Genomic DNA, 22,606 nt, shown 5'->3' on the forward strand with positions numbered 1-22,606 from the left:
GGCTACTGCCCTATATAGGGCATGGGAACGCGTTGGCCTATCGGCGATGCGGCTTTCGAGCCTCGCCATGGCGATGATTCTGGTCGGGCTCGGCGCCGGCGGCTGCAGCCTGTCCCGCCCGGACATCAATGCCTACGCCAAGACCGACGGCAACGACCTCACCGGCTCGATCTCGCGACGGGCGAAGGATGCTCCGCCAACCGAGAGCGATCTCGCCTTCGCCCGCAACGCCGCATCGGACGTGCTGAGCATGGGCGACAAGGACGCCAGCCAGCACTGGGAGAATCCGGAAACCGGCGCGCGCGGTTCGGTGACGCCGATCGCGCAGTCCTATGCCGCCGAGGACGGTCGCAGGTGCCGCGACTTCCTGGCGAGCTACGTCAACGGCAACACCGAAAGCTGGCTCGAGGGCGCGGGCTGCCAAAGCAGCCATGGCCGTTGGGAGATTCATACGCTAAAGCCGTGGCGCAGCTAGGATTCGGCTCGACTGACTAGTTGCAAAAATACCACTCAAACCCCACATTGATCGCAGGTGGGGCGGCGAGCCCTTTGAACAATTCGATTTCTTGAAGGAGACGTGACGGATGCGCGACCCCTATGAGGTCTTGGGGGTGCCGCGGAGCGCGAACGCTGCCGCGATCAAGAGCGCCTATCGCAAGCTGGCCAAGAAGCATCATCCCGACAGTAACAAGGGTGATCCCAAGGCCGCAGAGCGCTTCTCCGAGATCAATTCGGCCAACGAGATCATCGGCGACGAGGACAAGCGCAAGCAGTTCGATCGCGGCGAGATCGACGCCGAGGGCAAGCCGCGCTTCCAGGGCTTTCCGGGCGGCGGGCCGCGCGGACGTGCGGGTCCCGGCGGGTTCGAAAGCTACAGTTTCCGTGGCGGCGGCGCGGGCCCCGGCCAGGGCGCGGGCGCGTTCGAGGATATCCTCAACAGCATGTTCGGCGGCGGGATGCGCGGTGCACGGCCCGGGGCCGGCGGCGCCCAGTTCGAATTCGATACCGGCGGGATCGGTCTCGATCTCGACGTCAACGTCGCGATGTCCGTCACGCTGGAAGAGTCGGTCAAGGGCGGCGAGAAGCGCGTCCGGTTGCCGAATGGCAAGGAACTGAACGTCAAGATTCCGGCCGGCGTCATCGAGGGTCAGCAGATCCGGTTGCGGGGGCAGGGCGAGACCGCACAGGGCCATCCGCCCGGCGATCTCCTGATCACCATCGGCATCGCGCCGCACCCGTTCTTCAAGGTCGAGGGCGCCGATCTCAGGATCGAGCTGCCGGTCACGCTCTACGAGGCCGTCCTCGGGGCCAAGGTCCGCGTGCCTACGCTCGGCAATGCGGTGGAACTGTCGGTCCCGAAAAATACCTCCAGCGGCCGGACCTTCCGCCTCAAAGGTAAGGGCTTGCCGAAATCCGGCGGAACCGGGGATCTTTTTGTCACCGTCAGGATTATGCTACCGGACGGGAACGACGCCGAGCTTGAAGCATTGATGGAGAAGTGGCGGAACCAGCACCCCTACAATCCACGTAGCGGGCTTGGCTAGAGATCGACCCAAGGGGTTCTCCTAAAGGCCTACGGCATCATCCGGGACATGATGCTGATCATATGCCTGAAGCGTGGTAGCGCTTCATGTACTCGACCTATCGGCTGTCCGGCGGGGCCGCCGACAAAAAGGTGCGGCCTCGAGAGGGGGACCAGCGCGGTACCAAAAACCCCAATCGAGGCCGCCCGCGTCGATCGGCGGATCGAACGCCACTCATATCGCGTGAGCACCCGGTGCGATAATGAGACGCATACATGTCTTGATTCCAAATTTTCGATGACGGAATCAGGGCATTGCGCTTGCGCAGTTGTCTAGCCGCCGTTCTTCTCGGCTTGGTCGTACACGGACTGCGCCACCTTGGTCAGCCGATCGCGATCGGTGCCGCCAGTGACGACATAGCCGACGCCGCGATCCGCCCAGAACAGCGATCCGTCCTTGTCCTCCCTGGCATAGCGCATCTGGGTGGCACCGCTCTCGGTCTTGGCGGTGTAGATCGTAAAGCGCTCGCCGGAGGGACCCTCATACATCAGGAACGACGCCGGGCCGCTCGGCCCCGGCAGCAGCCGGCCGCCGACGAGCTTCAACCCGCTCGCCTCGAGGTTCGGTGCGAACACTGTCCAGCCGCACCGCTTGGTCAGCCAGGCCTGGAGATGGTCGCGCTCATTGCCGGGCACCTCGACGGGGTGGCGGACCTCCACGACATACAGGCGGTGAGCGTCGAGCGCGTCCTCCGTGAAGCTCTGAAAGGTCGATGGGGCGGCCTTGACGCCATGCGCGACCCAGCCGGCCGTGCCGCCGGCGACGAAAGCGACGAGCACGGCGGCTGCGGCGCGGTAGAACCATTGCCGGGGACGGCGCTCCAGCCGTTCCAGCTCAAGCCGGACTGGTACCGGCTCCTGGGCCACGCTGTCGTAGCGCGCGTGCAGCATCTCGGCCATGGCGCGCCATGACTGCACCCGCTCGGCATCCTCGGGATGGGCGGCGAGCCAGGCCTCGACGTCTGCGCGGCGCTCGGCCGGCAGCTCGCCGTCGACATAGGCGTGGAGTTCGTCCTCGGTCACTGAAATTCGTTGGTCGTTCATATCGGTCGTCTCTGGCTCTGCGGCCCAAAATATTCCACGCGGTTCGACTGCGCTGCTTCTCGCTTCGCGCAGCGCATGCGGCGTGCGCGGCGCATCAATCCTGCCATCATTTCACCCGCCTGAGTGCGGGGCGCTCACCCTCCAGAGAGGCTTTGACGTGGGCGCGGGCGCGCGCCAGGCGCGACATGACCGTGCCGATCGGCACGGCCTGGATGTCGGCGACCTCGCGGTAGCTCATGCCTTCCAGCATCACCAGCAGCAGCACCGAGCGTTGCTCCTCGACCAGGGTCGAGAGTGCCCGTTCGATATCGCGTCCTTCGGCCTCCGTCCCGCTGGCATCCGGATTGTTCTCCGTCAGCTGCATGAATTGCGGGCGCCTTGCCAGCGAGCGCCGCCGGTTCTTGTTGAGGTTGGTCAGGATCGTGTAGAGCCAGCTCCTGACGTCGCCTCCGAGAAACAATCGCTCCGAGCGCAATGCGCGCACCAGCGTGTCCTGCACCAGATCGTCGGCCGCATCCGCGTCGCGCGTGAGCGCGCGGGCGTAACGGCGCAACGCCGGGATCATGGCTTCCACGCTCTGGCGAAACGCACTCATTGCCTTGATGACGTCCTTCACATCAGGCGCGAGCGCCCATAGCGATCATAACACCCGAACGGAACGCCTATTCCGGCGCTGGAAACAGCGTTAACGCCGCGTATTAGGACTGTACCGCAGGGGAGGGCTGGTGTACCTCCAAACCTCGATCCAGCTCGACGGGACATGAAGAAATGGCGCAGAATTCAGGTCTGATGCAGGGCAAGCGCGGGGTCATCCTCGGCGTTGCCAACAACCGCTCGATCGCCTGGGGCATCGCCAAGGCATGCCAGGCGGCCGGCGCCGAGATCGCGCTCACCTATCAGGGCGATGCGCTGAAGAAGCGCGTCGAGCCGCTGGCCGCCGAGCTCGGCGCGCTCATGCTCGGCCATTGCGACGTCACCGATGCCGCGACCATCGATGCGGTGTTCGACGTGGTGAAGGAGAAATGGGGCAAGATCGATTTCGTCGTGCACGCGATCGCGTTCGCCGACAAGGATCAGCTCGAGGGCCGCTACGTCGACACCACCGCCGACAATTTCTCCAAGTCGATGCTGATCTCCTGCTACTCGCTGACTGCGGTGGCGCAGCGTGCCGAGAAGCTGATGCCCGACGGCGGCTCCATCATCACGCTGAGCTATTACGGTTCCGAGAAGTGGATGCCGAACTACAACGTCATGGGCGTTGCCAAGGCGGCGCTGGAGGCGAGCGTTCGCTATCTGGCCGCCGATCTCGGCGAGAAGGCGATCCGCGTCAACGCGATCTCGGCGGGCCCGATCAAGACGCTGGCGTTCGCCGGCATCGCGGATTCACGCCTTCTGCTCAAATACAACGAGGTGAACGCGCCGCTGCGCCGCAACGTGACGATCGAGGAGGTCGGTGACAGTTCGCTGTATTTCTTGTCCGACCTGTCGCGCGGCGTCACCGGCGAAGTGCACCACGTCGATGCCGGCTACCACGTGCTCGGCATGAAGCGGCCCGACGCGCCTGATGTCTCGCTCGGCGGCAAGGACTGACCGCCACCGGCAATGCCCGTGCCCACGATCTATTATCTTCGCCACGGCGAGACCGAGTGGAATGCGCTCGGACGGCTCCAGGGCACCAGGGACGTTCCGCTGAACGCGCGCGGCCGCGGCCAGGCCTTGCAGGCAGGCGTCATTCTGGCCGATCTCCTCGAGCGCGACGGCCGCGACAAGGCGGCGCTGCGCTATGTGTCGAGCCCGCTCGGCCGTGCGCGCCAAACCATGGAGCTCGCGCGCAGCAAGCTCGAATTGCCAGCGACCGATTATATGCTGGACGATCGCCTGCGCGAGATCGGCTACGGCGTCTGGGAAGGGCTGACGCTCGCCGAGAGCGAAGCGAAGGATCCCGAGATCTACGCGAGACGTCTGGCCGATAAATGGACGGTGGGTCCTGCGGGGGCGGAGACCTATGCCGACGTCCAGGTCCGCGTCCGCGCCTGGTACGACGAAATCCGGACCGACACCGTCGCGGTCGCCCATGGCGGCACCTGCCGGGCCCTGATGGTCTCGCTCGGCCTCGAGACGCCGGCCAGCGCCGCCGAGCTCTACATCGAGCAGGGCGTCGTCTACGTGTTCCGTGACGGCCGGCTGGAGAAGTTCAGCCAGGTCAATTGGCCGTCATGCTAGGGGTTGAACGCCGTGTTTCCCGGCGCTACCACAAATCAGAACTGACTTACGAGCCAGCGAGCAGCAATGTCCTTCAACACCTTCGGCCACATGTTCCGCGTCACCACCTTTGGCGAGAGCCATGGCGTGGCGATTGGCTGCGTGGTCGACGGCTGCCCGCCGATGATCCCGCTCACCGAGGCCGACATTCAGCGGGACCTTGATCGCCGCAAGCCGGGCCAGTCGCGCTTCACGACCCAACGCCAGGAGCCGGACCAGGTCAAGATCCTGTCTGGCGTGATGGCGCATCCGGAGACCGGGGTGCAGGTGACCACGGGCACGCCGATCGGGCTTCTGATCGAGAACACCGACCAGCGCTCGAAGGACTATTCGGAGATCAAGGACAAGTTTCGCCCCGGTCACGCCGACTTCACCTATGAGGCGAAGTACGGCCTGCGCGACTTTCGCGGCGGCGGTCGTTCCTCGGCGCGCGAGACGGCGATGCGCGTCGCGGCCGGTGCGATCGCGCGAAAGGTGCTGCCCGATGTGAAGGTGCGCGGTGCACTGGTGCAGATCGGCCCGCACAAGATCGACCGCGCGAAGTGGGACTGGGACGAGATTGCGAACAATCCTTTCTTCTGTCCTGACAAGGACAAGGCGGCTTTCTTCGAGACCTATCTCGACGGCATCCGCAAGAGCGGTTCCTCGATCGGCGCGGTGCTCGAGATCGTCGCCGAGGGGGTGCCGGCAGGACTTGGCGCGCCGATCTATGCGAAGCTCGATTCCGATCTGGCGGGCGCGATGATGTCCATCAACGCGGTGAAGGGCGTCGAGATCGGCGCCGGCTTTGGCGCCGCCGAGCTCACCGGCGAAGAGAACGCCGACGAGATGCGCACCGGCAATGACGGCACGCGCTTCCTGTCCAATCACGCCGGCGGCGTTCTGGGCGGCATCTCCACGGGACAGCCGATCGTGGTGCGTTTCGCGGTGAAGCCGACCTCGTCGATCCTGCAGCCGCGCCTCACCGTCGATCGCAAGGGCGCCGATACCGAGATCTTCACCAAGGGCCGTCACGACCCCTGCGTCGGCATCCGCGCCGTCCCCGTCGGCGAAGCCATGATGGCCTGCGTGCTGGCCGACCACTTTTTGCGGGACCGCGGGCAGATCGGGCGGTAGCGCATGATCCGCCATGTCATTGAAAGCTCCGGCCGGAGCAACGACCCATCAGCGTCTTGAGAGGTGCGGCTATTCCTCCGGCTCCGTCGTGAACAACAGCGGATAGCCTTTGGTGCGGGCGGCGTCGGTGGCGCGGGTGGCCTTGGTCTCGGCGACGTCCCTGGTGAACACGGCGACGACGCAGGCCCCTAGCTTGTGCGCGGTGATCATGACCTTGTAGGCTTGGTCCTCGGTCATGCGGAATTCCGCCTTGAGGATCATCGTGACGAACTCACGCGGCGTGTAGTCGTCGTTGATCAGGATGACCTTGTGCAGCTTCGGCCGCTCGACCTTGGTCCTGGTCCGCGTCTTGGGTGTGGTGACGGTGTCGTTCATTCCGCCTCCTTGATACGGCGGGGCTCGGTTCCGGGCCGAAGCGATCAGCTCACGGCCCTCGTACCATATTGCAGGACCTTCACCTTCTCCAAGGTGATCAGCCCGCTCGACATCATGCCATCCAGGATGGGCAGGAATGCGTTGATGTTGTCTTCGCTGTCCACGATCTCGATCAGGAGCGGCAGATCCTCCGAGAGCCGCAGGATTTTCGAGGTGTGAAGCCGGCTCGACTTGCCGAAGCCCATGGGACCGCGCAGCACGGTGGCACCGGCGAGATGCCGCTCGCGCGCCGTTGTCACGATGGCTTCATAGAGCGGCCTGCCGCCGTAATGGTCGCTCTCGCCGATGAAGATCCGGAGCGAAAGAGCCTGATTGGGGATTTGCATGGTCAGCTCCTCGTCAAGCGATTGTAGCGATTGGCCATCATATGCCCCGCCCATACCGACACCAGCCAGCAGACGACGGACGCGGCGATATAGGCGAGGGCAGTATATTTCATGCCGCCATGGAATAGGCGGAAGGTCTCGAGGCTGAAGGTCGAGAAGGTGGTGTAGCCACCGCAGAAGCCGGTCATCACGAACTGCCGGTGCTCCGGCCTTGCCAGCACGCGGCCGTCGGGGCCGGTCAGCGTCGCGTAGAACCCGATGACGAGCGAGCCCGTCGCGTTGATGAACAGCGTCGCGAATGGGAAGCCGGGGCCGGTATCGAGGGCAAGCCCGACCAGATAGCGCGTCAGCCCGCCGACGATACTGCCGGCAGAGACCCAGGCATAGAGGATTGCGGTACGCCAGCGGTCGGCGGAGGAGGGCTTCATTTGCCTCTATCCCCCGAGACTGTCTGCAAGGAGGAAACCGCAGCTCACCGCCGCGAGGCACAGTCCAACCGAGAATACGACATTGCCGAGCGCGTGAAGCGGCTCGCCGTTGCGCGCCAGGGTCAGCGTCTGCAGGCTGAACGAGGATACCGTGGTGTAGCAGCCGAGGAAGCCGGTCACCGCGAACAGCCACGGATTGGGCGAGGCGAATACAGAGCCGGGATGTGTCGCCAGCGCGCCGAAAATACCGATCAGGAAGGCGCCGCTGACATTGATCGTCATGGTACCCCAGGGAAACGTCTCGCCCAGCCGCCGCGCGATCGCGCCGGAGACGAAATAGCGGGCGCAGCCGCCCAGCACGCTGCCGATCACGATGGCGATCACCCCGCTCAGCACGATGAATGGTCTCCCGTCATGACTTGTTCTCCATCGCCAGCCCGTTGCCGACGGTAAGCAGTCCCGCCAATGCCGCCAGCACGAAGCCGAGCCCGGCGAGAAACGTGCCCGCCGGACCAAAGGCATCCCATAGCGCGCCGGCGATCACGCTCGCGGCCAGCATTGCAAGGCCAGTGGACAGATTGAAATAGCCGAACGCGGTGCCGCGCAGCGCCGACGGTGCAGTATCGGCGACGAGTGCCGAGAGCAAGCCCTGCGTCAGTCCCATGTGCAGGCCCCACAGGATGACGCCGAGGGCGAGGCCGGGGAGATGAGGCAGCAGCGCCAGCGCGAGGTCGGCGCCGGCAAGACAGACGAGGCCTAGCTGTGGAGCCTCAAGAGGTTGTCCTCAGTCAGACCGAGGCGGCTGATCGGGGTTTGTGACTTTATACCACCATGAGGCCGGTGCCAGTTGTATCGATGCAGCCAGATCGGCAGCTCTTGGGCGCGGCGATTGGAGGTTGGATAGGCTTTGGCATAAGCCCATTCCCGTAGTGCGGTTTGGATGAAGCGCTCTGCCTTGCCATTCGTTCTCGGCGTGTAGGGTTTGGTGCGGATGTGCTTGATGCCCAGGTCGCGGCACGCCTCGCCGAAGGCGTGAGATCGGTAGCAACCGCCATTGTCGGTCATGACGCGCGTGACGGTGACCCCAAGGCCTCCATAATAAGCCACAGCCGCCTTGAGAAAAGACACCGCGCTGTCCACCGTCTCGTCCGGTTTGATCTCCGAGAAAGCGACGCGGGAATGGTCGTCAATGCAGACGTGGACGAACTCCCAGCCGACGCCTCGGCTCCTGTTTGGACCACTTGAATCGCCGGTGATGCGATGACCAACCCGCTCGAAACGCCCCAGCTTTTTGATGTCGATGTGAATGATCTCGCCTGGAGACTCACGCTCATAACGGCGCTCCGGCTCGGCCGGTTCAAGATCGCGGATCCGGTTCAAGCCCAAACGACGAAGCACTCGGCTGACCGTGGCTGGCGACACCTTGACCTCGATTGCGATTTGCTGGCCGGTGTGGCGCTGCCGGCGCAAGGCCTCGATGGCGGTGCACGTGGCCGGCAGGGTTTGGCTCGGCGATGAATGAGGTCGAGACGAGCGGTCGAGCAAGCCAGCCACACCGTTCTCGCGGAAGCGCTTGACCCATTTGGCGACCGTCTTCGGCGTCGTGTTGAAAAGGTCAGCCGCGCCGGCCTGGCTCAACCCACCCTCGACCACGCTTCGCACCATCGCCTCTCGACCTTTGGGCGTCAAAGGCGCATTCTTGTGGACGTTCATCTGGTCTCTCCTTGGAACACTGAAGCTTCGCAACCTCAGCTTCCTCGGTTCAGACCAGATGGACAACCTCTTGAGAGACCACACCTAGCGCGAGCAGGGCGGTCCGGTTGATGCGGTCCGACAGCACGCCCGCCGGATAGGCCGAGAGCGCGTAGGTGACGTTCATCAGCACCAGCACCGCCGGCACCCACATCGCATTGAGGCCGATGTTCTGCGCGCGCAGGATCAGGAAGGCTTCGCTGAAACGAGCGAGCGTGAAGACGACGCCCACCGCGACGACGCGCCAGTAGACGGGCCCGAGTTGCCGCATCGCGGCGGTGTTGAGCGGGTTCTTCGCAGGCTCTCGGTCCGCGTCCGGCTCCGGCTCGCTCACGGCGAACGCGATCAGTCCGAAGGACAGGAACGCGGGCAGCACGGCCACCCAGAACACGGTCGCAAAATGATCCGACGTCCACCACATCAGGCCGATCGCGGCGAGCGGCCCAATGAAGGCCCCGATCGTGTCGAGCGACTGTCGCAGGCCGAAGCTCGCGCCGCGCAGGCCGGCAGGGGATATATCGGCGATCAGCGCATCGCGGGGTGCGCCACGAATGCCCTTGCCGACGCGATCGATGAAACGCGCCGCGACCAGCCAGCCGACGCTGGGGGCCAGCGGGAACAGCGGCTTCGTCGCCGCGGCCAGTCCGTAGCCGAGCGCGGCGAGCAGCTTGCGGCGGCCCAGCCGGTCCGACAGCGCTCCGGAGAAGATCTTCGTGATCGAGGCGGTCGCCTCCGCGACGCCCTCGATGAAGCCGACGGCCAGGGTGGAGGCCCCGAGCACGGTGACGAGATAGACCGGCAGCAGCGCGTGGATCATCTCGGAAGAGATGTCCATCAGCATCGAGACGAGGCCGAGCACCCAGATTGCTCTGGGCAGCCCCGCGCGCGCAGCATTCGATGTGGTCGTCACGTTCGCAGACTTCTCCTTCGCCTACGCTTTCAGGCAACAAAAAACCCGCCAGCTGCGGGTTTGTCCATGCTCCCGCCAAAGAGAGGCCGATGGCCTCACCTCGAGCAGGAGTCATCAGCCCATCACAGTCATTCGACCGCCGGGCGGTTATCGGGGGACTCCATCCCCATCTGTGTCGTCAACGTAGCATGGAATTGGCGGGGAATAAATGGCGGGGGATCTGTCTCCGCATGTCGTTCGGATCGATGCGGCGTATCGCGGGCAATGACGGTGCTCGTGTTTTGCCCGCATATTTCCGCGTCATCGCTATGGCCAAACGACGGGCAACGTGCGGCAGTGATGCACTCGAATGTGAAGCAAGGGCGATCTTCGCGCTTTGCGGCAAGGCGTTTGCATGTCACCATCGCGTCATACGACGGGAGACTGCGATGCGGTTGCTGTTCTCGATCGGGGCTGTGCTGGTGGCCGGCATGCTTGCCGGAGGGGACGTCGCGGGCGTCGCGGCACCAAGTCCCAAACTTGAACCGCCGAAATTCGAACCGCCAATACAGCCGCGACAGGCGGCCGACCGTGATGCGCAAGCGGTCGATATCGAGCTGATCCTCGCGGTCGACGTCTCCTACTCCATGGACATGGATGAGCTTGCGGTCCAGCGCGAGGGTTACGCGCAGGCGATCCAGTCCAAGGAATTCTTGCAGGCGCTGAAGGCCGGGCCCACCGGCAGGATCGCGGTGACCTATTTCGAATGGGCCGCATCCAGCGACCAGAAGATCATCATCCCCTGGCGGCTCATCGACGGGCCGGAGAGCGCGGACGCGGTTGCCGGTGAGATCTTGAAGACGCCGATCCGCCGCGCCTCGCGCACCTCGATATCAGGTGCGATCGGATTTGCGATGCCGCTGTTCGACGAGGATCCCTATCACGGGCTCCGCCGCGTCATCGACATTTCAGGCGATGGCCCCAACAACAGTGGCGGTCCGGTCACCGTCGCACGCGATCTCGCGATCGAGAAGGGCATCATCATCAACGGTCTGCCGATCATGGTGAAGGAGCCGTCCTATTCGACCATGGATATCGACAATCTCGACTACTACTACGAGGATTGCGTCATCGGCGGTCCCGGCTCCTTCGTGATTCCGATCAAGGATCGCGAGAAGTTCAAGGAGGCGATCCGCACCAAGCTGCTGATGGAGGTTGCCGGGCGCATGCCCGAGCGACCGGTGATGCGCGTCGCGGACAAGGAGCCGCGCGTCAGCTGCTTGATCGGCGAGAAGATCTGGTCGGACCGCTCGGGTCGCTGAGCCCATCCCGATAGGACGATTCGCCTCGCGATTATGGCATGCGCGACTTCGACGCGGTCGATGCCGACGGCAACCGGGTCACATTCGGGATGGGGACGGGCGCCGCGGCCCGACATGGTCAGACGGCGGCGTCCAGTGAGGATCAGATCCGTGCTTCCAGGATCAGGTTGAACGGTGTCTCCGCGGCGCGGCGGAAGCGCGACAGGCCGCCTTCGCTGGCGACCTTGCGCAGCCTCGCTTCGCCGGCTTGCGCGCCGAGTGCGAGGCCCACCTCCTGATCGAGCGAGGCCGGCGTGCAGATCATCGTCGACGCCGCGTAATAGACGCGCCCGACCGGGTTGAGGTTGTCCTCGAGACGGTCGCCCGCGAACGGCTCGACCAGCATGCAGGTGCCGTCCTTCGCCATGGTTTGGCGCACATGGCTGATGGCGCCGACGGGATCGCCCATGTCGTGCAGGCAGTCGAAGAAGCAGACGAGATCGTAGCCCTCGGCCGGATAGGTCTTGGCCGAATGAACGGCAAAGCTGACTCGATCACCGAGCTTGGCCTCGCTTGCCGCCTTGCGTGCCGCCTCGATCGAGCCCTCGTGGTAGTCGAAGCCGTAGAAGCGGGAGTTCGGGAAAGCCTCCGCCATCAATCTCGTCGAGACGCCGTGCCCGCAGCCGACATCGGCGACCTTGGCGCCGCGCTTCAGCTTGTCGACGACGCCGTCGAGCGCGGGCAGCCACTCCTGCACGAGGTGATGCATGTAGCCGGTGCGGAAGAAGCGGGCGGTGCCGCAGAACAGGCATTCGCTGCGGCGGTTCCATCCGACGCCCTTGCCGCTCTTGAATGCATCCGAGATCTTCGGCTCGTCGAGAAATGTCGAAGCAATGAGGTTGCCGAAGGCGCCGAGGAAGACCGGACTGTCCTCGTCGGCGAGCGCCATCGCCTGCTCGGGCAGCATCGAGAACTTTCGCGATCCGGAATCGTATTCGATGTAGCCGGATGCCGCCTGGCTCGACAGCCATTCGCGAACATAGCGCTCCGTCGTTCCGGTGGCGCTCGCGAGTTCGGCCGAACTCATCGGCCCCTTGGCGGCGAGAGTGCGGTACAGGCCAAGCTTGTCCCCGAGCAGAACCAGCGATGCGTTCATCGCCGCACCGAATTCGGTGACCATCTTGCCCATAAAGGCATTCAACCTGTCGGAATTGACCTCCATGACAGCCTCCATGCAATGTCAGGCATTTTCAAAGGTCTGCGCAATTGCGCGTGGTCGGACTGTGCCAGGCCCTCTGCGGTCAAAGCCGCGGCCTCAGCTTGCACGTCCTTTCGATGTGTCAGTCCGGCCCGGAAGGAGGTTCAAGCCCCCAGCAAGAACCGATCCGGAACCTGAGGCGTGATCGGCATGATCGCAAACGCTGGCATTCGCACGAGGCTGAGAGTATAATTCGCGCTCACTCCGACGGTTACCTGAATGCCCGGCCTTCTTCGTCCCTGCGGTCTTGCAACCCTTCTCGCAGTGCTCTGCTTCTGCCTCGGTGGAACACCGGCTCATGCGCAGGTCGCGCCCCTGCAATATTGGATTCCGGGCGGGGCATTCGGCTATGGCGGCAGCGCCGACACTTACGGTAATTTTCCCGGCTTCAATACGGGCGACGCCAACAGCGGTTATGAATTCCGCCCCGGCTTCTTTGTCGGAAGCCAACACGCCGATCTCGGCTCGAGCGGTTTCAGCCAGGCAGGATTTTCGGGCAATTTCAGCGCGCTCTCCTACGACAGCACGCGGTTCGGTTACAACATGAAGACCGCGGGCGGCTCGCCCGTGACGTTCTTTGCCGGGGTCGACACCATGAAATACGGCAATGGCATCGGCAGCTCGGTCGCGCCGCTGACCTCCGCGGCCGCGCCTGGCTACGGCGCATTTGCGGGCGTCGAGTTCAAGCCGACCTCCAACCTCAGCCTGTCGTTCGGTGCCGGATTCACCCAGCGGGACTCGGGCCGCATGGACAGCGATATCAGGTCAGACATGCTGCCCGGCGAGTCGCCGGCGCTTGGCGTGCTTCGGCGCTAGCGCGTGAACTTCGCCACCAGTTCGACATGCGGCGTGTGGCGGAACTGGTCGACCGGCACGACGCTCTCGATCTTATAGCCGCCGTCAATCAGCAGCCGCGCGTCGCGCGCGAAAGTGGCGGCGTTGCAGGACACGGCGATCACCACAGGCACCTTGCTCGCCGCGAGTTTCAGCGCCTGCGCCTGTGCGCCCTGGCGCGGCGGGTCGAATACCACGGCGTCGAAATCGCGTAGTTCCGGCGGCACCAGCGGGCGGCGGAACAAATCGCGCGGCTCGGCCCTGATCGGCTTCAGCCCGGGCGTGCGCGCCGCCTTTGCGAGCGCGGCAATCGCGCCGGCATCGTTGTCGTAAGCGGTGAGGCGCGCCTTCTCTGCGAGCCTGAGCGCAAACGGACCGACACCGCAGAAGAGGTCGAGAACGTCCTTGGCCTTGCCGACGCGTTCGGCAACGAGTGCCGCCAGCGTCACTTCGCCCGCAATGGTCGCTTGCAAGAACGAGCCCGGCGGCAGCGCCACCTCCGCGCGGCCCATCGTGACCGTCGCCGGCAGCCGCTGCAGCACCAGCTCGCCATGCCGCGTCAGCCGCGCCAGACGATGCTGCTCGGCAACGCGCGACAGCGCCGCAACCATCGGCGTCGGCAGCGGGCCGGAGCCGCGCAGATCGACATCGAGGCCGTTGGCGGTCGCGGTGACCTGGATGTCGAGCGGCTTCGTCACCGGCATTTTTGACGTCAGCGGCTCGGCGAGGGCCCAGGCGGCATCGAGGGCGCCTTCGAGCGCAGGATCGAGGATCGGGCAGCGATGAATTGGGATGACGTCGTGTGAGCTCGCGGCCGAGAAGCCGACCTTGAGCACGTCATGCGTGCCGAACCGTCCGTGCAGCGTGACGCGCCTGCGGCCCGCGCCATGGGCATCGACCAGCGGCGTCACCTCGCATGCGATGCCGGCCTGCGCCAGCGTCTCGACCACGATGTTGCGCTTCCAGGCTTGATACGGCTCCGCGGCCCAATGCTGGATCGCGCAGCCGCCGCAGATGCCGAAATGCGGACAGAACGGCTCAACGCGCTCGGGGCTTGCCACGTCGACCGCCAGAAGCTTGCGGCGGTCAGGATGATGACCGGCGACGTGATCGACCTCGACGATCTCGCCTCGAAGCGTATAGGGCACATAGACCGCATCGCCCGTCGTGAGCGAGACGCCGTCGCCGCGATGGCCGACGTGATCGATCGTGACGCGTTCAACCACGGCGCGCGCCCAGGAAGAATTCGATGTTGCCGTCGCCGCCTGATATCGAGGAGGGAAACACCTCGATATCGCTGCAGCCGAGCGAAGCGGCAAAGGCCGCGATGTCGTCGCAGATCTCCTTTTGCACGGCGGCGTCGCGGATGATGCCCTTCTTGTTGTGCTTCCGGTCAGCCTCGAACTGCGGCTTGATCAGCGCCAGCAGGCTCATCGGGGCGGCAGCCAGCGATAACGCCACCGGCAGCACTGCCTTGAGCGAGATGAAACTGACGTCGATGACGACGACATCGGGCCGCGTCGGCAGCCGCTTGCCTTCATAGCTGCGAATATCGGTCTCTTCCATCGACACGATTTTTGAATGACCGCGGAGCGAAGCGTGCAGCTGGCTGGTGCCGACGTCGACCGCAAACACCAGGCTCGCGCCATTCGCCAACAGCACCTCGGTAAAGCCTCCGGTGGAGGCGCCGACGTCGAGGCAGACATGGTCCTCGATTTCGATCGGGTACCGCTCCAGCGCGCCGGCGAGCTTGACGCCGCCGCGCGAGACATAGGGGTGCGCTGGCTCAGCCTGGATCACAGCATCCTCGGCGATCGTCTCCGACGGCTTTGCCACCTGCTTGTCGTCAGCCGTGACCAGCCCGGCCTCGATCGCCGCGCGCGCCCGCGCCCGGCTCTCGAACAGGCCACGCTCGACCAGCAGAACATCCGCGCGCTTGCGGGCAGGGGACATCGGATCTCCGACTGAACGATTTATGGTGCGATCAATCGCGCGGCTGCCATCCGGACGCAAGTCTCGAACGCGGCGAGATCGTGCCAGATGTCGACCGGCTGCCTGGCCGGCGTCACCAGCGGGCAGCCATGCAGCTCCAGCGCATGGATCATCATGAGATTGTCGACGAGGCCGAAATCCTCGACCGTCAGCCCCTGCGCATCGACCAGCCGCCCCTCCTCGAAGGCGACATGCATGAAGCGGCCGACGCGGTCGGCATAGGTGGCGCCATCGTTGGAATAGGCCAGGCAAACCCTGCGGCGGCCCGCCATGTAGCCGAGTTCGTAAACGGTGCCAGGATCGGCGCCGGCGCCACGAAACGGGGTGAGGTTGGCGATGATGGCGTCGGCTGCATCCATCATCGCCTCGTTGCCGCAGAAGATCTGCCGCGAGGCGTCGGGCGCAGTGAGGTCGACCGTGTTGTCGAGCGGATAGAGGCCGGTGAGGCCGTAGCGGCCACAGATGGCGGCCTTACGGCGACCGATCTCGACCGCATCCGGCAGGAACACGTCAGGACCTGCCAGATAGATTTTCATGGAGCTAAGCCGGACAAGTTTGGATCAAGGTGCGAGCCGCATCGCGTGCTCTGCTCCCTCTCCCGGTCGCGGGGGAGGGGCGGGAGGGGGCATCTCCGCTCGCGAGACCCCCGGAGGAGAAAACCCTCACCCGGCGCTTTGCGCCGAGCTCTCTCCCGCAAGCGGGAGAGGTGACCAGATCAGGCGAGCTTGACCGTCTCGGCCTTGGCGTCCTTGCCGAGCGCTTCGAACACCTTGGCGACGATGCCCTTGGCGTCGAGGCCGGCGCGAGCGTACATCGCGGTCGGCGTGTCGTGATCCTGGAACACGTCGGGCAGGACCATCGTACGGAACTTGACCAGGCCGGTATCGAGCACGCCCTGATCGGTCAGGTACTGCGCGACATGCGAGCCGAAGCCGCCGATCGAACCTTCCTCGATGGTGATGAGGACGTCGTGGTCGCGGGCGAGCTTGAGCACCAGCTCGGTATCGAGCGGCTTCATGAAGCGCGCGTCGGCAATCGAGGTGGAGAGGCCGTGTGCGGCGAGCTCGTCGGCCGCCTTCTCGCATTCGGCCAGACGCGTGCCGAAGGAGAGCAGGGCGATCTTGTTGCCCTGGCGGATCATGCGGCCCTTGCCGATTTCAAGGGGAACGCCGACGTCGGGCATCTCGATGCCGCGGCCTTCGCCGCGCGGATAGCGCAGCGAGCTAGGACGGTCGTTGATCGCGACCTGGGTCGCCACCATGTGCACGAGCTCGGCTTCATCAGCCGCGGCCATGATCACCATGTTGGGCAGACAGCCGAGATAGGCGTTGTCGAACGAGCCGGCGTGGGTCGCGCCGTCGGCGCCGACGAGGCCGGCGCGGTCGATGGCGAAGCGCACCGGCAGGTTCTGGATCGCGACGTCATGGACGATCTGGTCGTAGCCGCGCTGCAGGAAGGTCGAGTAGATCGCGCAGAACGGCTTGTAGCCCTCGGTCGCAAGGCCGGCGGCGAAGGTCACCGCGTGCTGCTCAGCGATACCGACGTCGAAGGTGCGGTCGGGGAAGGCCTTGTTGAAGATATCGACGCCGGTGCCTGACGGCATCGCCGCGGTGATGGCGACGATCTTGTCGTCCTTCTGCGCTTCCTTGACGAGGCTCTGGCCGAACACGTTCTGGTAGGCCGGCGCGTTCGGCTTGGCTTTCGCCTGGGTGCCGGTGGCGACGTCGAACTTGGCGACGGCGTGGTACTTGTCGGTGGACGCTTCCGCCGGGCCGTAGCCCTTGCCCTTCTGCGTCACGACGTGAACCAGGATCGGGCCGGTCTCCATGTCGCGAACGTTCTTCAGCACGGGCAGAAGATGGTCGAGGTTATGGCCGTCGATCGGGCCGACGTAATAGAAGCCGAGTTCCTCGAACAGCGTGCCGCCGTCCATCATGAAACCGCGGGAATATTCCTCGACGCGGTTGGCGCGGTTGGCGAGGATCTTGGGCAAGCGCTTGTTGATCTGCTTGGCCGCATCGCGCAGCGTGCGATAGGTCTTGCCGGAGTAGAGGCGCGACAGATATGCGCTCATTGCGCCGACCGGCGGTGCGATCGACATGTCGTTGTCGTTGAGGATCACGATCAGGCGCGAGTTCATCGCACCCGCATTGTTCATGGCCTCATAGGCCATGCCCGCCGACATCGCGCCGTCACCGATCACGGCGATGACGTTGTTCTTGCCGCCGGAAAGGTCGCGCGCGACCGCCATGCCGAGGCCGGCCGAGATCGAGGTCGAGGAATGCGCGGCGCCGAACGGATCGTAGTCGCTCTCGGTGCGCTTGGTGAAGCCGGACAGGCCACCGCCGGTGCGGAGTGTGCGGATGCGGTCGCGCCGTCCGGTCAGGATCTTGTGCGGGTAGGCCTGATGGCCGACGTCCCAGATCAGCCGGTCACGCGGGGTATCGAAGACGTAGTGGATCGCGGTGGTCAGCTCGACCACGCCGAGGCCCGCGCCGAAGTGACCGCCGGTCACCGAGACGGCGTCGATGGTCTCTTGACGCAGCTCGTCGGCGACCTGGCGAACCTGCTCGATCTTGAGCTTGCGCAGGTCTTCCGGTGTCCGGATGGTGTCGAGAAGCGGCGTTTTACTGTATGCGTTCACAGCGATTTCCAATTTGTCAGCGCCGGAAGTTCGTTCCGGTGCGCGATGGGTTTGCACAATATCGGCGCAGCGCGAGTCCTTAAACCGTCGGAGCCACCTGCATGGGGCAGAGCCCCGTCTTCAAGCTTAGGTGAGCTTAAGTGCGCTTCGGTTCAGTCTCTGTGATCCCTGTGTGATCCCAGCCATTTAGATCGGCTTCGTCCGTCCCAGCCAATTTCATCAGCAATTTGAAGCGCTTGTCGTCGGAGTTCAATGCCTACGCAAGGCTAACAAAAAGCCACACTGCGCGCAGCTTTACACCAAAGCTTTGCCCAAAGCCAACCCGCCCGGCCGATTACGGGTATGCACCTGCAACCGGCGGGCCAAGTTGGTTAATCGCGGCGCCGGAGGGGAAGTTCCAATCCTGCCAGGTTCCTTGGCAGGATTCTGGCGGGAAGAACAGCATTTTTGGTGGGATTCGCGACGATAAAGGCCGCCGGCGCGGGTATCCTTCAGTCCTGAGGCCGGCTCGCCCGGTCCGAGCCCGGAAACGCGGCGTGTGATCTCGGAAATTGCGGGCTGCCGATGCGCAGGACGGGTGGCTGCTCGCGTCCTTATTGCACGTCGAGTGGTGCGGTGCCGGCGGCCTGGCCGCTTGCATCGGTGGTGATCTTGTCAACGCGGGCTTCGGCCTGACGCAAAAGCTCCTCGCAACGCCGCTTCAGGGCTTCGCCCCGCTCGTAGATCGTCACGGATTCCTCGAGCGGCACCTTGCCGTCTTCGAGCCGCTTCACGATCGTTTCGAGTTCCTCGATCGCGCGCTCGAAGGTGAGCCTGGAGACGTCGATTTGGGTGTTTTCGGCCATATAAGTTTCCGATTGCCCGTTTCGCTGCTGTTGCAAAACAGCAGGGTTTTGCGGGCTTAATGTGGCGGGTCGATCAAGCGCCCATCAAGGCGCCGACATGCGCCGTAACAGATTCTTTCAATCCTTGCAGGTCGTAGCCGCCTTCCAGCACAGAAACAACGCGGCCCCCCGCGCTCTTGTCGGCGAGCTCCATCAGCTTCCTCGTGACCCAGGTGTAATCCTCGGCGCGCAGGTTCAGCGAGGCGAGAGGATCGCGGTAATGCGCGTCGAAGCCGGCTGAGATGATGAGCAGCTCCGGGCTGAACTTCCTCAATTGCGGCAGGATCAGATCCTCGAACGCGGACCGGAATTCGGGACCGCCGTCCTCGGAGGCGAGCGGTGCGTTGACGATGGTGTCGTGATCGCCGCGCTCGCCCTTGGCGCCGGTGCCCGGAAACAGCGGCATCTGGTGCGTCGAGCAGTACATCACTGATGGGTCCGACCAGAAGATGTCTTGCGTGCCGTTGCCGTGATGAACGTCAAAATCGACGATGGCCGCACGTTTGATGCCGTATTTGCGCTGCGCGTGGCGGGCGGCGATCGCGACGTTGTCGAAGAAGCAGAAGCCCATCGGCTTGCCGATCTCGGCGTGATGGCCGGGCGGTCGCACCGCGACGAAGGCGTTGCGGTGCTCGCCATTCATCACGGCTTCGGTCGCCGCCACCGCGCCGCCGACGCCGCGCATCACCGCTTCCCACGTCCCAGGGGACATCGAGGTGTCACCGTCGACATAAACCTGACCGCTGGTCGGCGCGATGTGCCGCAGCTCGGTGACGTAATGCTCGTTGTGGCAGAGCGTGACGAGATCGAGGTCGCCCTCCGGCGCGAGGTCGCGCGCCAGGAACTGGAAGCGTTCGTGCGACAGCGCTTCCTCCACCGCGCGCAGGCGGTCGGGCCTCTCAGGGTGTCCCGGCGGCGTGACATGGTCGAGGCAAGCCTTGTGGGAGAGAAGAAGCGTGCTCATCAGGTCGGCCTCACAGGGAACGAACTCTCGACGTCGCTTGGCGCATCCGGCGCCCGAACGCAATGCCAAACCCAATCTAGGCGTTCCCACGGGAATGGCAAAGAGTGGTCCGCAACCGCCCGTTTGATCCGGATCAATTCACGCGCAGGATGCGGGTCGGCGGCAGCGGACCGATCGGACCGTGTGCCTTGAAGAAGGCAAACAGCGCGTCGGCGTCATAGCCGCCATATTGCGGCGAGGCGCCCTGTTTCGCGGCCGAAAAGCCGTCGCCGCCGGCGGCCAGATAGTCGTTGAGGGTGACGCGATAGCCTGCGGCCGGCTCGATCGGCTTGCCGTTGAGAATCATCTTGTCGGCCATGACGCGCTCGCCGAACGGCTTCGATGCGTCCCAGGTATAACTGAATCCGTTCGACACCTGGAGGATCCGCGGCCGCTTCGGATCGAGCCATTGCTGCTCCAGCAGGTCCTTGAGCTGGCCGCCTGACAGCGTCATGGTGACAAGGCGGTTGCGGAAGGGCTGGCTCGCGAACAAATCGCCGTAGGACACCGCACCGTTCTCCTTCGGGACGAGGTCGGTGCGGATGCCGCCGGGATTGGTGAACGCGATGACGGCGCTTCCATCCTTGGCGTCCCTGGTCGCGGCCAGCTGGGCATCGGCGATCACGTCGCCCAGTGCGCTTTCGCCGGCGTCATCAGGCACGCGGGACAGCGTCTGCGTCACCGATCCGGCCGGACGGTTGGCAATCGGCGCCGAAAGCTTGTCATAGGCGTCGATCAGCGCGGTCTGCTCGGGATCCCTGGCGAGCGAGGCGGTGGCGACGATGATGTTCTCGGCTCTCGCGCCGACGATGTCGCGGGTCACAGGATCGAGCTTGAGGTCGATCGCGGTGACCAGCGTGCCGTATTTGTCGCCGCTGGTGACGAGCCGCCCGTCTATATTGCAGACATAAGCGCGATGCGTATGACCGCTGACGACGAGGTCGACCGCACGGTCGAACTTTTTCACGATGTCGACGATCGGCCCGGTGATATCAGGACATTCATTGTAGTCGCCCGAGGGCTCGCCGCCCTGGTGGATCAGCACCACGATGGCCTCGACGCCGCGGGCCTTCAGTTGCGGCACGAGCGCATTCACCGTCTCGGCCTCGTCGCGAAACTCCAGTCCCGCAATGCCTTTGGGCGAGACGATGCCGGCGGTCTCCTTCAAGGTCAGCCCGATGAAGGCGACCGGGATGCCCTCGAATTCCCGGATCTCGTAGGGCGGCAGCACGCTCTTGCCGGTCGCAGTCTCCACGGTGGACGCCGCGAGATAGTGGAATTTTGCGCCGGTGAAGGGGTGCGGCCCCCGGCAGCCGTCCTCCGGATGGCAGCCGCCGTTCTGCATCCTGAGCAGCTCGGCCTTGCCCTCGTCGAATTCATGGTTGCCGACCGACGTGATCGCTAGCCCCATCATCGAGAGCGACTCGACGGTCGGCTCGTCGTGAAACATCGCCGACAGGAATGGGCTCGCGCCGATCAGGTCGCCGGCCGCGACGAAGATCGTGTTCTTGTGTCCTTCGCGCAATTGCTTCACCAGCGTCGCCATGTATTCGGCGCCCCCGGCGGCCACCATCACCTTTTTGCTCTTGTCTTCCGGGTCATTGATGCGGATGCCGCCCGGCGGCGGACGGAGATTGCCGTGGAAATCGTTGATCGCGAGAATGCGCAACTCGACGGGTGCTGCGGTCTGGGCCGCGGCGGGGAGGGCGGCGAGCGCGAAAGCGAAGCCGGACAGGCGGAGAAGATGTCGCATGGAACCAGATTAGTCGTTCCGCGCGAAGATTTCACGAAGTTCTCGTTGTCTACCGCTTCTTCCTGTTCGCGAACGCATTGAACGCAGCGACGGCCTCGTCCGATTTCAGTTTCTCGCCGAACAGATGGCCTTCCTGGTCGATGCGGCGGGTGAGCTCTTCCGGCGGAGCCCGCAGCAGCTTGCGCGAGGTCGCGACCGCCTCGGCCGGCAGTCGGCAGATCTCGCGTGCCACCTTGCGGGCCTCGACCTCGGTATGACCAGGCGAGACCACGGTGTTGACGAAGCCGGCGGCATGGGCCTCGGCGGCCGTGAAGCTGCGGCCCATCACCAGCATGGCAAAGGCGCGCTGGTAGCCCATGGTGCGCGGCATCAGCAGGCTGGCGGCGCCGACCGGAACCAGCCCGAGATTGATGTAGGGCGCCGAGAACGTGGCTGCGTTGGAGGCGAGCACGTAGTCGCAGTGAAACAGCATCACGGTGCCCATGCCGATCGAGGCCCCGTCGACGGCTGCGATGATCGGCTTGACGTTGAGCGCCAGCGAATAGAGGAATTTGACGCCGTCCGACAACGTTTCTGGACGCGAGGCGTCGGCCCTCATGAAATCGTCGACGTCGTCGCCGGCCGTGAACACGCCCGAGCCGCCGGTGATGATCATGCAGCGGATGTCGGGATTGTTCTGCGCGGTATCGATTGCGCGGCTCATCTCGCGATACATGTCCTGCGTGATCGCGTTCTTCTTGCCCGGACGGCGCAGGGTGATCACGCGGGTCGCGCGCTCCTCCGTGACGATGATGTTGCCGTTCGGCATGAGCACTCCCTGCGGGCCGCCGCGGCGCCTGCCAACGGCGAGTCTTGCGATGTTGAGCCTACATGATCCGTCAGGCGTGCCAATCCTGCGGCTGACCAATTTCGGCCGTCACACCCGTGAGGGGTTGCATGACACCCGCGCGAAGATTGCATTTCGTCCCGGCGAACTGCGGCCCAAACGGGGTCGCATAGTCCGTGAGGTTTTGCGCGTTGCAACAATCGGCTACATCTTTCATTTGAAAAACCGGTGGTTGTGCGGCACGATCAGCGTCTCGTTCCATTATGCCGATACTTGA

At 64.5% G+C, this 22,606-nt stretch carries 24 protein-coding genes, 2 pseudogenes and 1 riboswitch; of the genes and pseudogenes, 8 read left to right on the plus strand and 18 right to left on the minus strand.

What is annotated here, in order from left to right; genetic code table 11:
• Window positions 1–67 precede the first annotated feature (67 nt).
• On the plus strand, window positions 68–475 hold the full coding sequence (locus ACVIIW_RS19935; protein ID WP_456702284.1) for an RT0821/Lpp0805 family surface protein: 408 nt from the start codon (window positions 68–70) through the stop codon (window positions 473–475).
• 109 nt (window positions 476–584) lie between these two features.
• Window positions 585–1,544 carry a DnaJ C-terminal domain-containing protein gene (locus tag ACVIIW_RS19940; protein ID WP_456702285.1) on the plus strand — a complete coding sequence of 320 codons (960 nt, stop codon included), beginning with the start codon at window positions 585–587 and terminating at the stop codon, window positions 1,542–1,544.
• A gap of 311 nt (window positions 1,545–1,855) precedes the next feature.
• Here the strand turns inward: ACVIIW_RS19940 and ACVIIW_RS19945 are convergent, their stop codons facing one another.
• Together ACVIIW_RS19945 and ACVIIW_RS19950 are read right to left on the minus strand one after the other, a co-directional pair.
• Window positions 1,856–2,626 carry an anti-sigma factor family protein gene (locus ACVIIW_RS19945; RefSeq protein ID WP_456702286.1) on the minus strand — a complete coding sequence of 257 codons (771 nt, stop codon included), beginning with the start codon at window positions 2,624–2,626 and terminating at the stop codon, window positions 1,856–1,858.
• 106 nt (window positions 2,627–2,732) lie between these two features.
• Complete coding sequence (locus ACVIIW_RS19950; RefSeq protein ID WP_092227756.1) at window positions 2,733–3,221, minus strand: sigma-70 family RNA polymerase sigma factor; 489 nt, start codon at window positions 3,219–3,221, stop codon at window positions 2,733–2,735.
• Window positions 3,222–3,394: 173 nt separating this feature from the next.
• On the opposite strand from ACVIIW_RS19950, the gene fabI reads away from it, so the two are divergent.
• From fabI to aroC, 3 genes are all read left to right on the plus strand, one after another.
• A complete protein-coding gene (gene fabI / locus ACVIIW_RS19955; RefSeq protein WP_456702287.1) occupies window positions 3,395–4,216 on the plus strand; it encodes an enoyl-ACP reductase FabI in 822 nt (273 codons plus the stop codon).
• Window positions 4,217–4,228: 12 nt separating this feature from the next.
• Window positions 4,229–4,849 carry a histidine phosphatase family protein gene (locus ACVIIW_RS19960; RefSeq protein WP_456702288.1) on the plus strand — a complete coding sequence of 207 codons (621 nt, stop codon included), beginning with the start codon at window positions 4,229–4,231 and terminating at the stop codon, window positions 4,847–4,849.
• Between the two features lie 66 nt (window positions 4,850–4,915).
• On the plus strand, window positions 4,916–6,004 hold the full coding sequence (aroC, locus tag ACVIIW_RS19965; protein ID WP_456702289.1) for a chorismate synthase: 1,089 nt from the start codon (window positions 4,916–4,918) through the stop codon (window positions 6,002–6,004).
• Between the two features lie 69 nt (window positions 6,005–6,073).
• Here the strand turns inward: aroC and clpS are convergent, their stop codons facing one another.
• From clpS to ACVIIW_RS20000, 7 genes and pseudogenes are all read right to left on the minus strand, one after another.
• Entirely contained in the window at window positions 6,074–6,379 is a 306-nt protein-coding gene (gene clpS, locus ACVIIW_RS19970) for an ATP-dependent Clp protease adapter ClpS (RefSeq protein ID WP_354086251.1), read from the minus strand.
• A 44-nt stretch (window positions 6,380–6,423) separates the two neighbouring features.
• The gene (locus ACVIIW_RS19975) at window positions 6,424–6,765 is read right to left on the minus strand and encodes a DUF190 domain-containing protein (RefSeq protein ID WP_456702290.1); all 342 of its coding nucleotides are present in this window, start codon (window positions 6,763–6,765) and stop codon (window positions 6,424–6,426) included.
• 2 nt (window positions 6,766–6,767) lie between these two features.
• Complete coding sequence (crcB, locus tag ACVIIW_RS19980) at window positions 6,768–7,193, minus strand: fluoride efflux transporter CrcB (RefSeq protein WP_456702291.1); 426 nt, start codon at window positions 7,191–7,193, stop codon at window positions 6,768–6,770.
• A 6-nt stretch (window positions 7,194–7,199) separates the two neighbouring features.
• Window positions 7,200–7,589 (minus strand): fluoride efflux transporter CrcB, encoded by a 390-nt coding sequence (gene crcB / locus ACVIIW_RS19985; protein ID WP_456702292.1) that lies wholly within the window; start codon window positions 7,587–7,589, stop codon window positions 7,200–7,202.
• A gap of 16 nt (window positions 7,590–7,605) precedes the next feature.
• Window positions 7,606–7,953 (minus strand): annotated as a pseudogene (locus ACVIIW_RS19990) (MFS transporter); the annotation flags it as partial.
• On the minus strand, window positions 7,950–8,906 hold the full coding sequence (locus tag ACVIIW_RS19995) for an IS481 family transposase (RefSeq protein WP_456701608.1): 957 nt from the start codon (window positions 8,904–8,906) through the stop codon (window positions 7,950–7,952). The gene ACVIIW_RS19995 and the pseudogene ACVIIW_RS19990, both read right to left, overlap by 4 nt.
• Before the next feature lie 76 nt (window positions 8,907–8,982).
• Window positions 8,983–9,786, minus strand: a pseudogene (locus ACVIIW_RS20000) (MFS transporter); the annotation flags it as partial.
• Between the two features lie 167 nt (window positions 9,787–9,953).
• A riboswitch (Fluoride riboswitch) is annotated at window positions 9,954–10,032 on the minus strand.
• 251 nt (window positions 10,033–10,283) lie between these two features.
• On the opposite strand from ACVIIW_RS20000, the gene ACVIIW_RS20005 reads away from it, so the two are divergent.
• Window positions 10,284–11,156: a DUF1194 domain-containing protein gene (locus tag ACVIIW_RS20005; RefSeq protein WP_456702293.1), complete on the plus strand. Its 873-nt coding sequence runs from the start codon at window positions 10,284–10,286 to the stop codon at window positions 11,154–11,156.
• A gap of 142 nt (window positions 11,157–11,298) precedes the next feature.
• On the opposite strand, the gene ACVIIW_RS20010 is transcribed toward ACVIIW_RS20005, so the two are convergent.
• Window positions 11,299–12,357 carry a methyltransferase domain-containing protein gene (locus ACVIIW_RS20010; RefSeq protein WP_456702294.1) on the minus strand — a complete coding sequence of 353 codons (1,059 nt, stop codon included), beginning with the start codon at window positions 12,355–12,357 and terminating at the stop codon, window positions 11,299–11,301.
• Window positions 12,358–12,612: 255 nt separating this feature from the next.
• Between ACVIIW_RS20010 and ACVIIW_RS20015 the strand changes: the two genes are divergently transcribed.
• Window positions 12,613–13,209, plus strand: a complete 597-nt coding sequence (locus tag ACVIIW_RS20015; RefSeq protein ID WP_456702295.1) for a hypothetical protein — start codon at window positions 12,613–12,615, stop codon at window positions 13,207–13,209.
• Here ACVIIW_RS20015 and ACVIIW_RS20020 read toward each other — a convergent pair.
• From ACVIIW_RS20020 to ACVIIW_RS20055, 8 genes are all read right to left on the minus strand, one after another.
• Window positions 13,206–14,453, minus strand: a complete 1,248-nt coding sequence (locus tag ACVIIW_RS20020) for a class I SAM-dependent RNA methyltransferase (RefSeq protein ID WP_456702296.1) — start codon at window positions 14,451–14,453, stop codon at window positions 13,206–13,208. The two genes, ACVIIW_RS20015 and ACVIIW_RS20020, sit on opposite strands and share 4 nt — an antisense overlap.
• Window positions 14,446–15,180, minus strand: coding sequence for a TlyA family RNA methyltransferase (locus ACVIIW_RS20025; RefSeq protein WP_456702297.1), 735 nt, complete (start codon window positions 15,178–15,180; stop codon window positions 14,446–14,448). The genes ACVIIW_RS20020 and ACVIIW_RS20025 overlap by 8 nt, the downstream gene beginning before the upstream one ends.
• A gap of 20 nt (window positions 15,181–15,200) precedes the next feature.
• Complete coding sequence (locus ACVIIW_RS20030) at window positions 15,201–15,755, minus strand: nucleoside 2-deoxyribosyltransferase (RefSeq protein ID WP_456702298.1); 555 nt, start codon at window positions 15,753–15,755, stop codon at window positions 15,201–15,203.
• Between the two features lie 179 nt (window positions 15,756–15,934).
• Window positions 15,935–17,863 (minus strand): 1-deoxy-D-xylulose-5-phosphate synthase, encoded by a 1,929-nt coding sequence (gene dxs, locus ACVIIW_RS20035; protein WP_456702299.1) that lies wholly within the window; start codon window positions 17,861–17,863, stop codon window positions 15,935–15,937.
• Between the two features lie 593 nt (window positions 17,864–18,456).
• The gene (locus ACVIIW_RS20040; RefSeq protein WP_027554315.1) at window positions 18,457–18,708 is read right to left on the minus strand and encodes an exodeoxyribonuclease VII small subunit; all 252 of its coding nucleotides are present in this window, start codon (window positions 18,706–18,708) and stop codon (window positions 18,457–18,459) included.
• Between the two features lie 73 nt (window positions 18,709–18,781).
• Window positions 18,782–19,711 carry a histone deacetylase family protein gene (locus ACVIIW_RS20045; protein WP_456702300.1) on the minus strand — a complete coding sequence of 310 codons (930 nt, stop codon included), beginning with the start codon at window positions 19,709–19,711 and terminating at the stop codon, window positions 18,782–18,784.
• Between the two features lie 133 nt (window positions 19,712–19,844).
• On the minus strand, window positions 19,845–21,503 hold the full coding sequence (locus tag ACVIIW_RS20050) for a bifunctional metallophosphatase/5'-nucleotidase (RefSeq protein WP_456702301.1): 1,659 nt from the start codon (window positions 21,501–21,503) through the stop codon (window positions 19,845–19,847).
• A 49-nt stretch (window positions 21,504–21,552) separates the two neighbouring features.
• A complete protein-coding gene (locus tag ACVIIW_RS20055; RefSeq protein WP_456702302.1) occupies window positions 21,553–22,311 on the minus strand; it encodes an enoyl-CoA hydratase-related protein in 759 nt (252 codons plus the stop codon).
• A 49-nt stretch (window positions 22,312–22,360) separates the two neighbouring features.
• On the opposite strand from ACVIIW_RS20055, the gene ACVIIW_RS20060 reads away from it, so the two are divergent.
• On the plus strand, window positions 22,361–22,606 hold the full coding sequence (locus ACVIIW_RS20060; RefSeq protein WP_456702303.1) for a hypothetical protein: 246 nt from the start codon (window positions 22,361–22,363) through the stop codon (window positions 22,604–22,606).

The organism is Bradyrhizobium sp. USDA 4449 (genome assembly GCF_054056275.1).

What these genes read in the sequence shown, in the direction of transcription:
- aroC (WP_456702289.1), top strand. Translation starts at nt 4,916, where the DNA reads ATGTCCTTCAACACCTTCGGCCACATGTTCCGCGTCACCACCTTTGGC.
- ACVIIW_RS20030 (WP_456702298.1), bottom strand. Translation starts at nt 15,755, where the DNA reads ATGAAAATCTATCTGGCAGGTCCTGACGTGTTCCTGCCGGATGCGGTC.
- ACVIIW_RS19935 (WP_456702284.1), top strand. Translation starts at nt 68, where the DNA reads ATGGCGATGATTCTGGTCGGGCTCGGCGCCGGCGGCTGCAGCCTGTCC.
- ACVIIW_RS19960 (WP_456702288.1), top strand. Translation starts at nt 4,229, where the DNA reads ATGCCCGTGCCCACGATCTATTATCTTCGCCACGGCGAGACCGAGTGG.
- ACVIIW_RS20010 (WP_456702294.1), bottom strand. Translation starts at nt 12,357, where the DNA reads ATGGAGGTCAATTCCGACAGGTTGAATGCCTTTATGGGCAAGATGGTC.
- ACVIIW_RS19995 (WP_456701608.1), bottom strand. Translation starts at nt 8,906, where the DNA reads ATGAACGTCCACAAGAATGCGCCTTTGACGCCCAAAGGTCGAGAGGCG.
- ACVIIW_RS20055 (WP_456702302.1), bottom strand. Translation starts at nt 22,311, where the DNA reads ATGCCGAACGGCAACATCATCGTCACGGAGGAGCGCGCGACCCGCGTG.
- clpS (WP_354086251.1), bottom strand. Translation starts at nt 6,379, where the DNA reads ATGAACGACACCGTCACCACACCCAAGACGCGGACCAGGACCAAGGTC.
- ACVIIW_RS20025 (WP_456702297.1), bottom strand. Translation starts at nt 15,180, where the DNA reads ATGTCCCCTGCCCGCAAGCGCGCGGATGTTCTGCTGGTCGAGCGTGGC.
- ACVIIW_RS20045 (WP_456702300.1), bottom strand. Translation starts at nt 19,711, where the DNA reads ATGAGCACGCTTCTTCTCTCCCACAAGGCTTGCCTCGACCATGTCACG.
- ACVIIW_RS20060 (WP_456702303.1), top strand. Translation starts at nt 22,361, where the DNA reads ATGTTGAGCCTACATGATCCGTCAGGCGTGCCAATCCTGCGGCTGACC.
- crcB (WP_456702291.1), bottom strand. Translation starts at nt 7,193, where the DNA reads ATGAAGCCCTCCTCCGCCGACCGCTGGCGTACCGCAATCCTCTATGCC.
- ACVIIW_RS19945 (WP_456702286.1), bottom strand. Translation starts at nt 2,626, where the DNA reads ATGAACGACCAACGAATTTCAGTGACCGAGGACGAACTCCACGCCTAT.
- ACVIIW_RS20050 (WP_456702301.1), bottom strand. Translation starts at nt 21,503, where the DNA reads ATGCGACATCTTCTCCGCCTGTCCGGCTTCGCTTTCGCGCTCGCCGCC.
- ACVIIW_RS20005 (WP_456702293.1), top strand. Translation starts at nt 10,284, where the DNA reads ATGCGGTTGCTGTTCTCGATCGGGGCTGTGCTGGTGGCCGGCATGCTT.
- ACVIIW_RS19940 (WP_456702285.1), top strand. Translation starts at nt 585, where the DNA reads ATGCGCGACCCCTATGAGGTCTTGGGGGTGCCGCGGAGCGCGAACGCT.
- ACVIIW_RS20040 (WP_027554315.1), bottom strand. Translation starts at nt 18,708, where the DNA reads ATGGCCGAAAACACCCAAATCGACGTCTCCAGGCTCACCTTCGAGCGC.
- ACVIIW_RS19950 (WP_092227756.1), bottom strand. Translation starts at nt 3,221, where the DNA reads ATGAGTGCGTTTCGCCAGAGCGTGGAAGCCATGATCCCGGCGTTGCGC.
- ACVIIW_RS20015 (WP_456702295.1), top strand. Translation starts at nt 12,613, where the DNA reads ATGCCCGGCCTTCTTCGTCCCTGCGGTCTTGCAACCCTTCTCGCAGTG.
- fabI (WP_456702287.1), top strand. Translation starts at nt 3,395, where the DNA reads ATGGCGCAGAATTCAGGTCTGATGCAGGGCAAGCGCGGGGTCATCCTC.
- ACVIIW_RS19975 (WP_456702290.1), bottom strand. Translation starts at nt 6,765, where the DNA reads ATGCAAATCCCCAATCAGGCTCTTTCGCTCCGGATCTTCATCGGCGAG.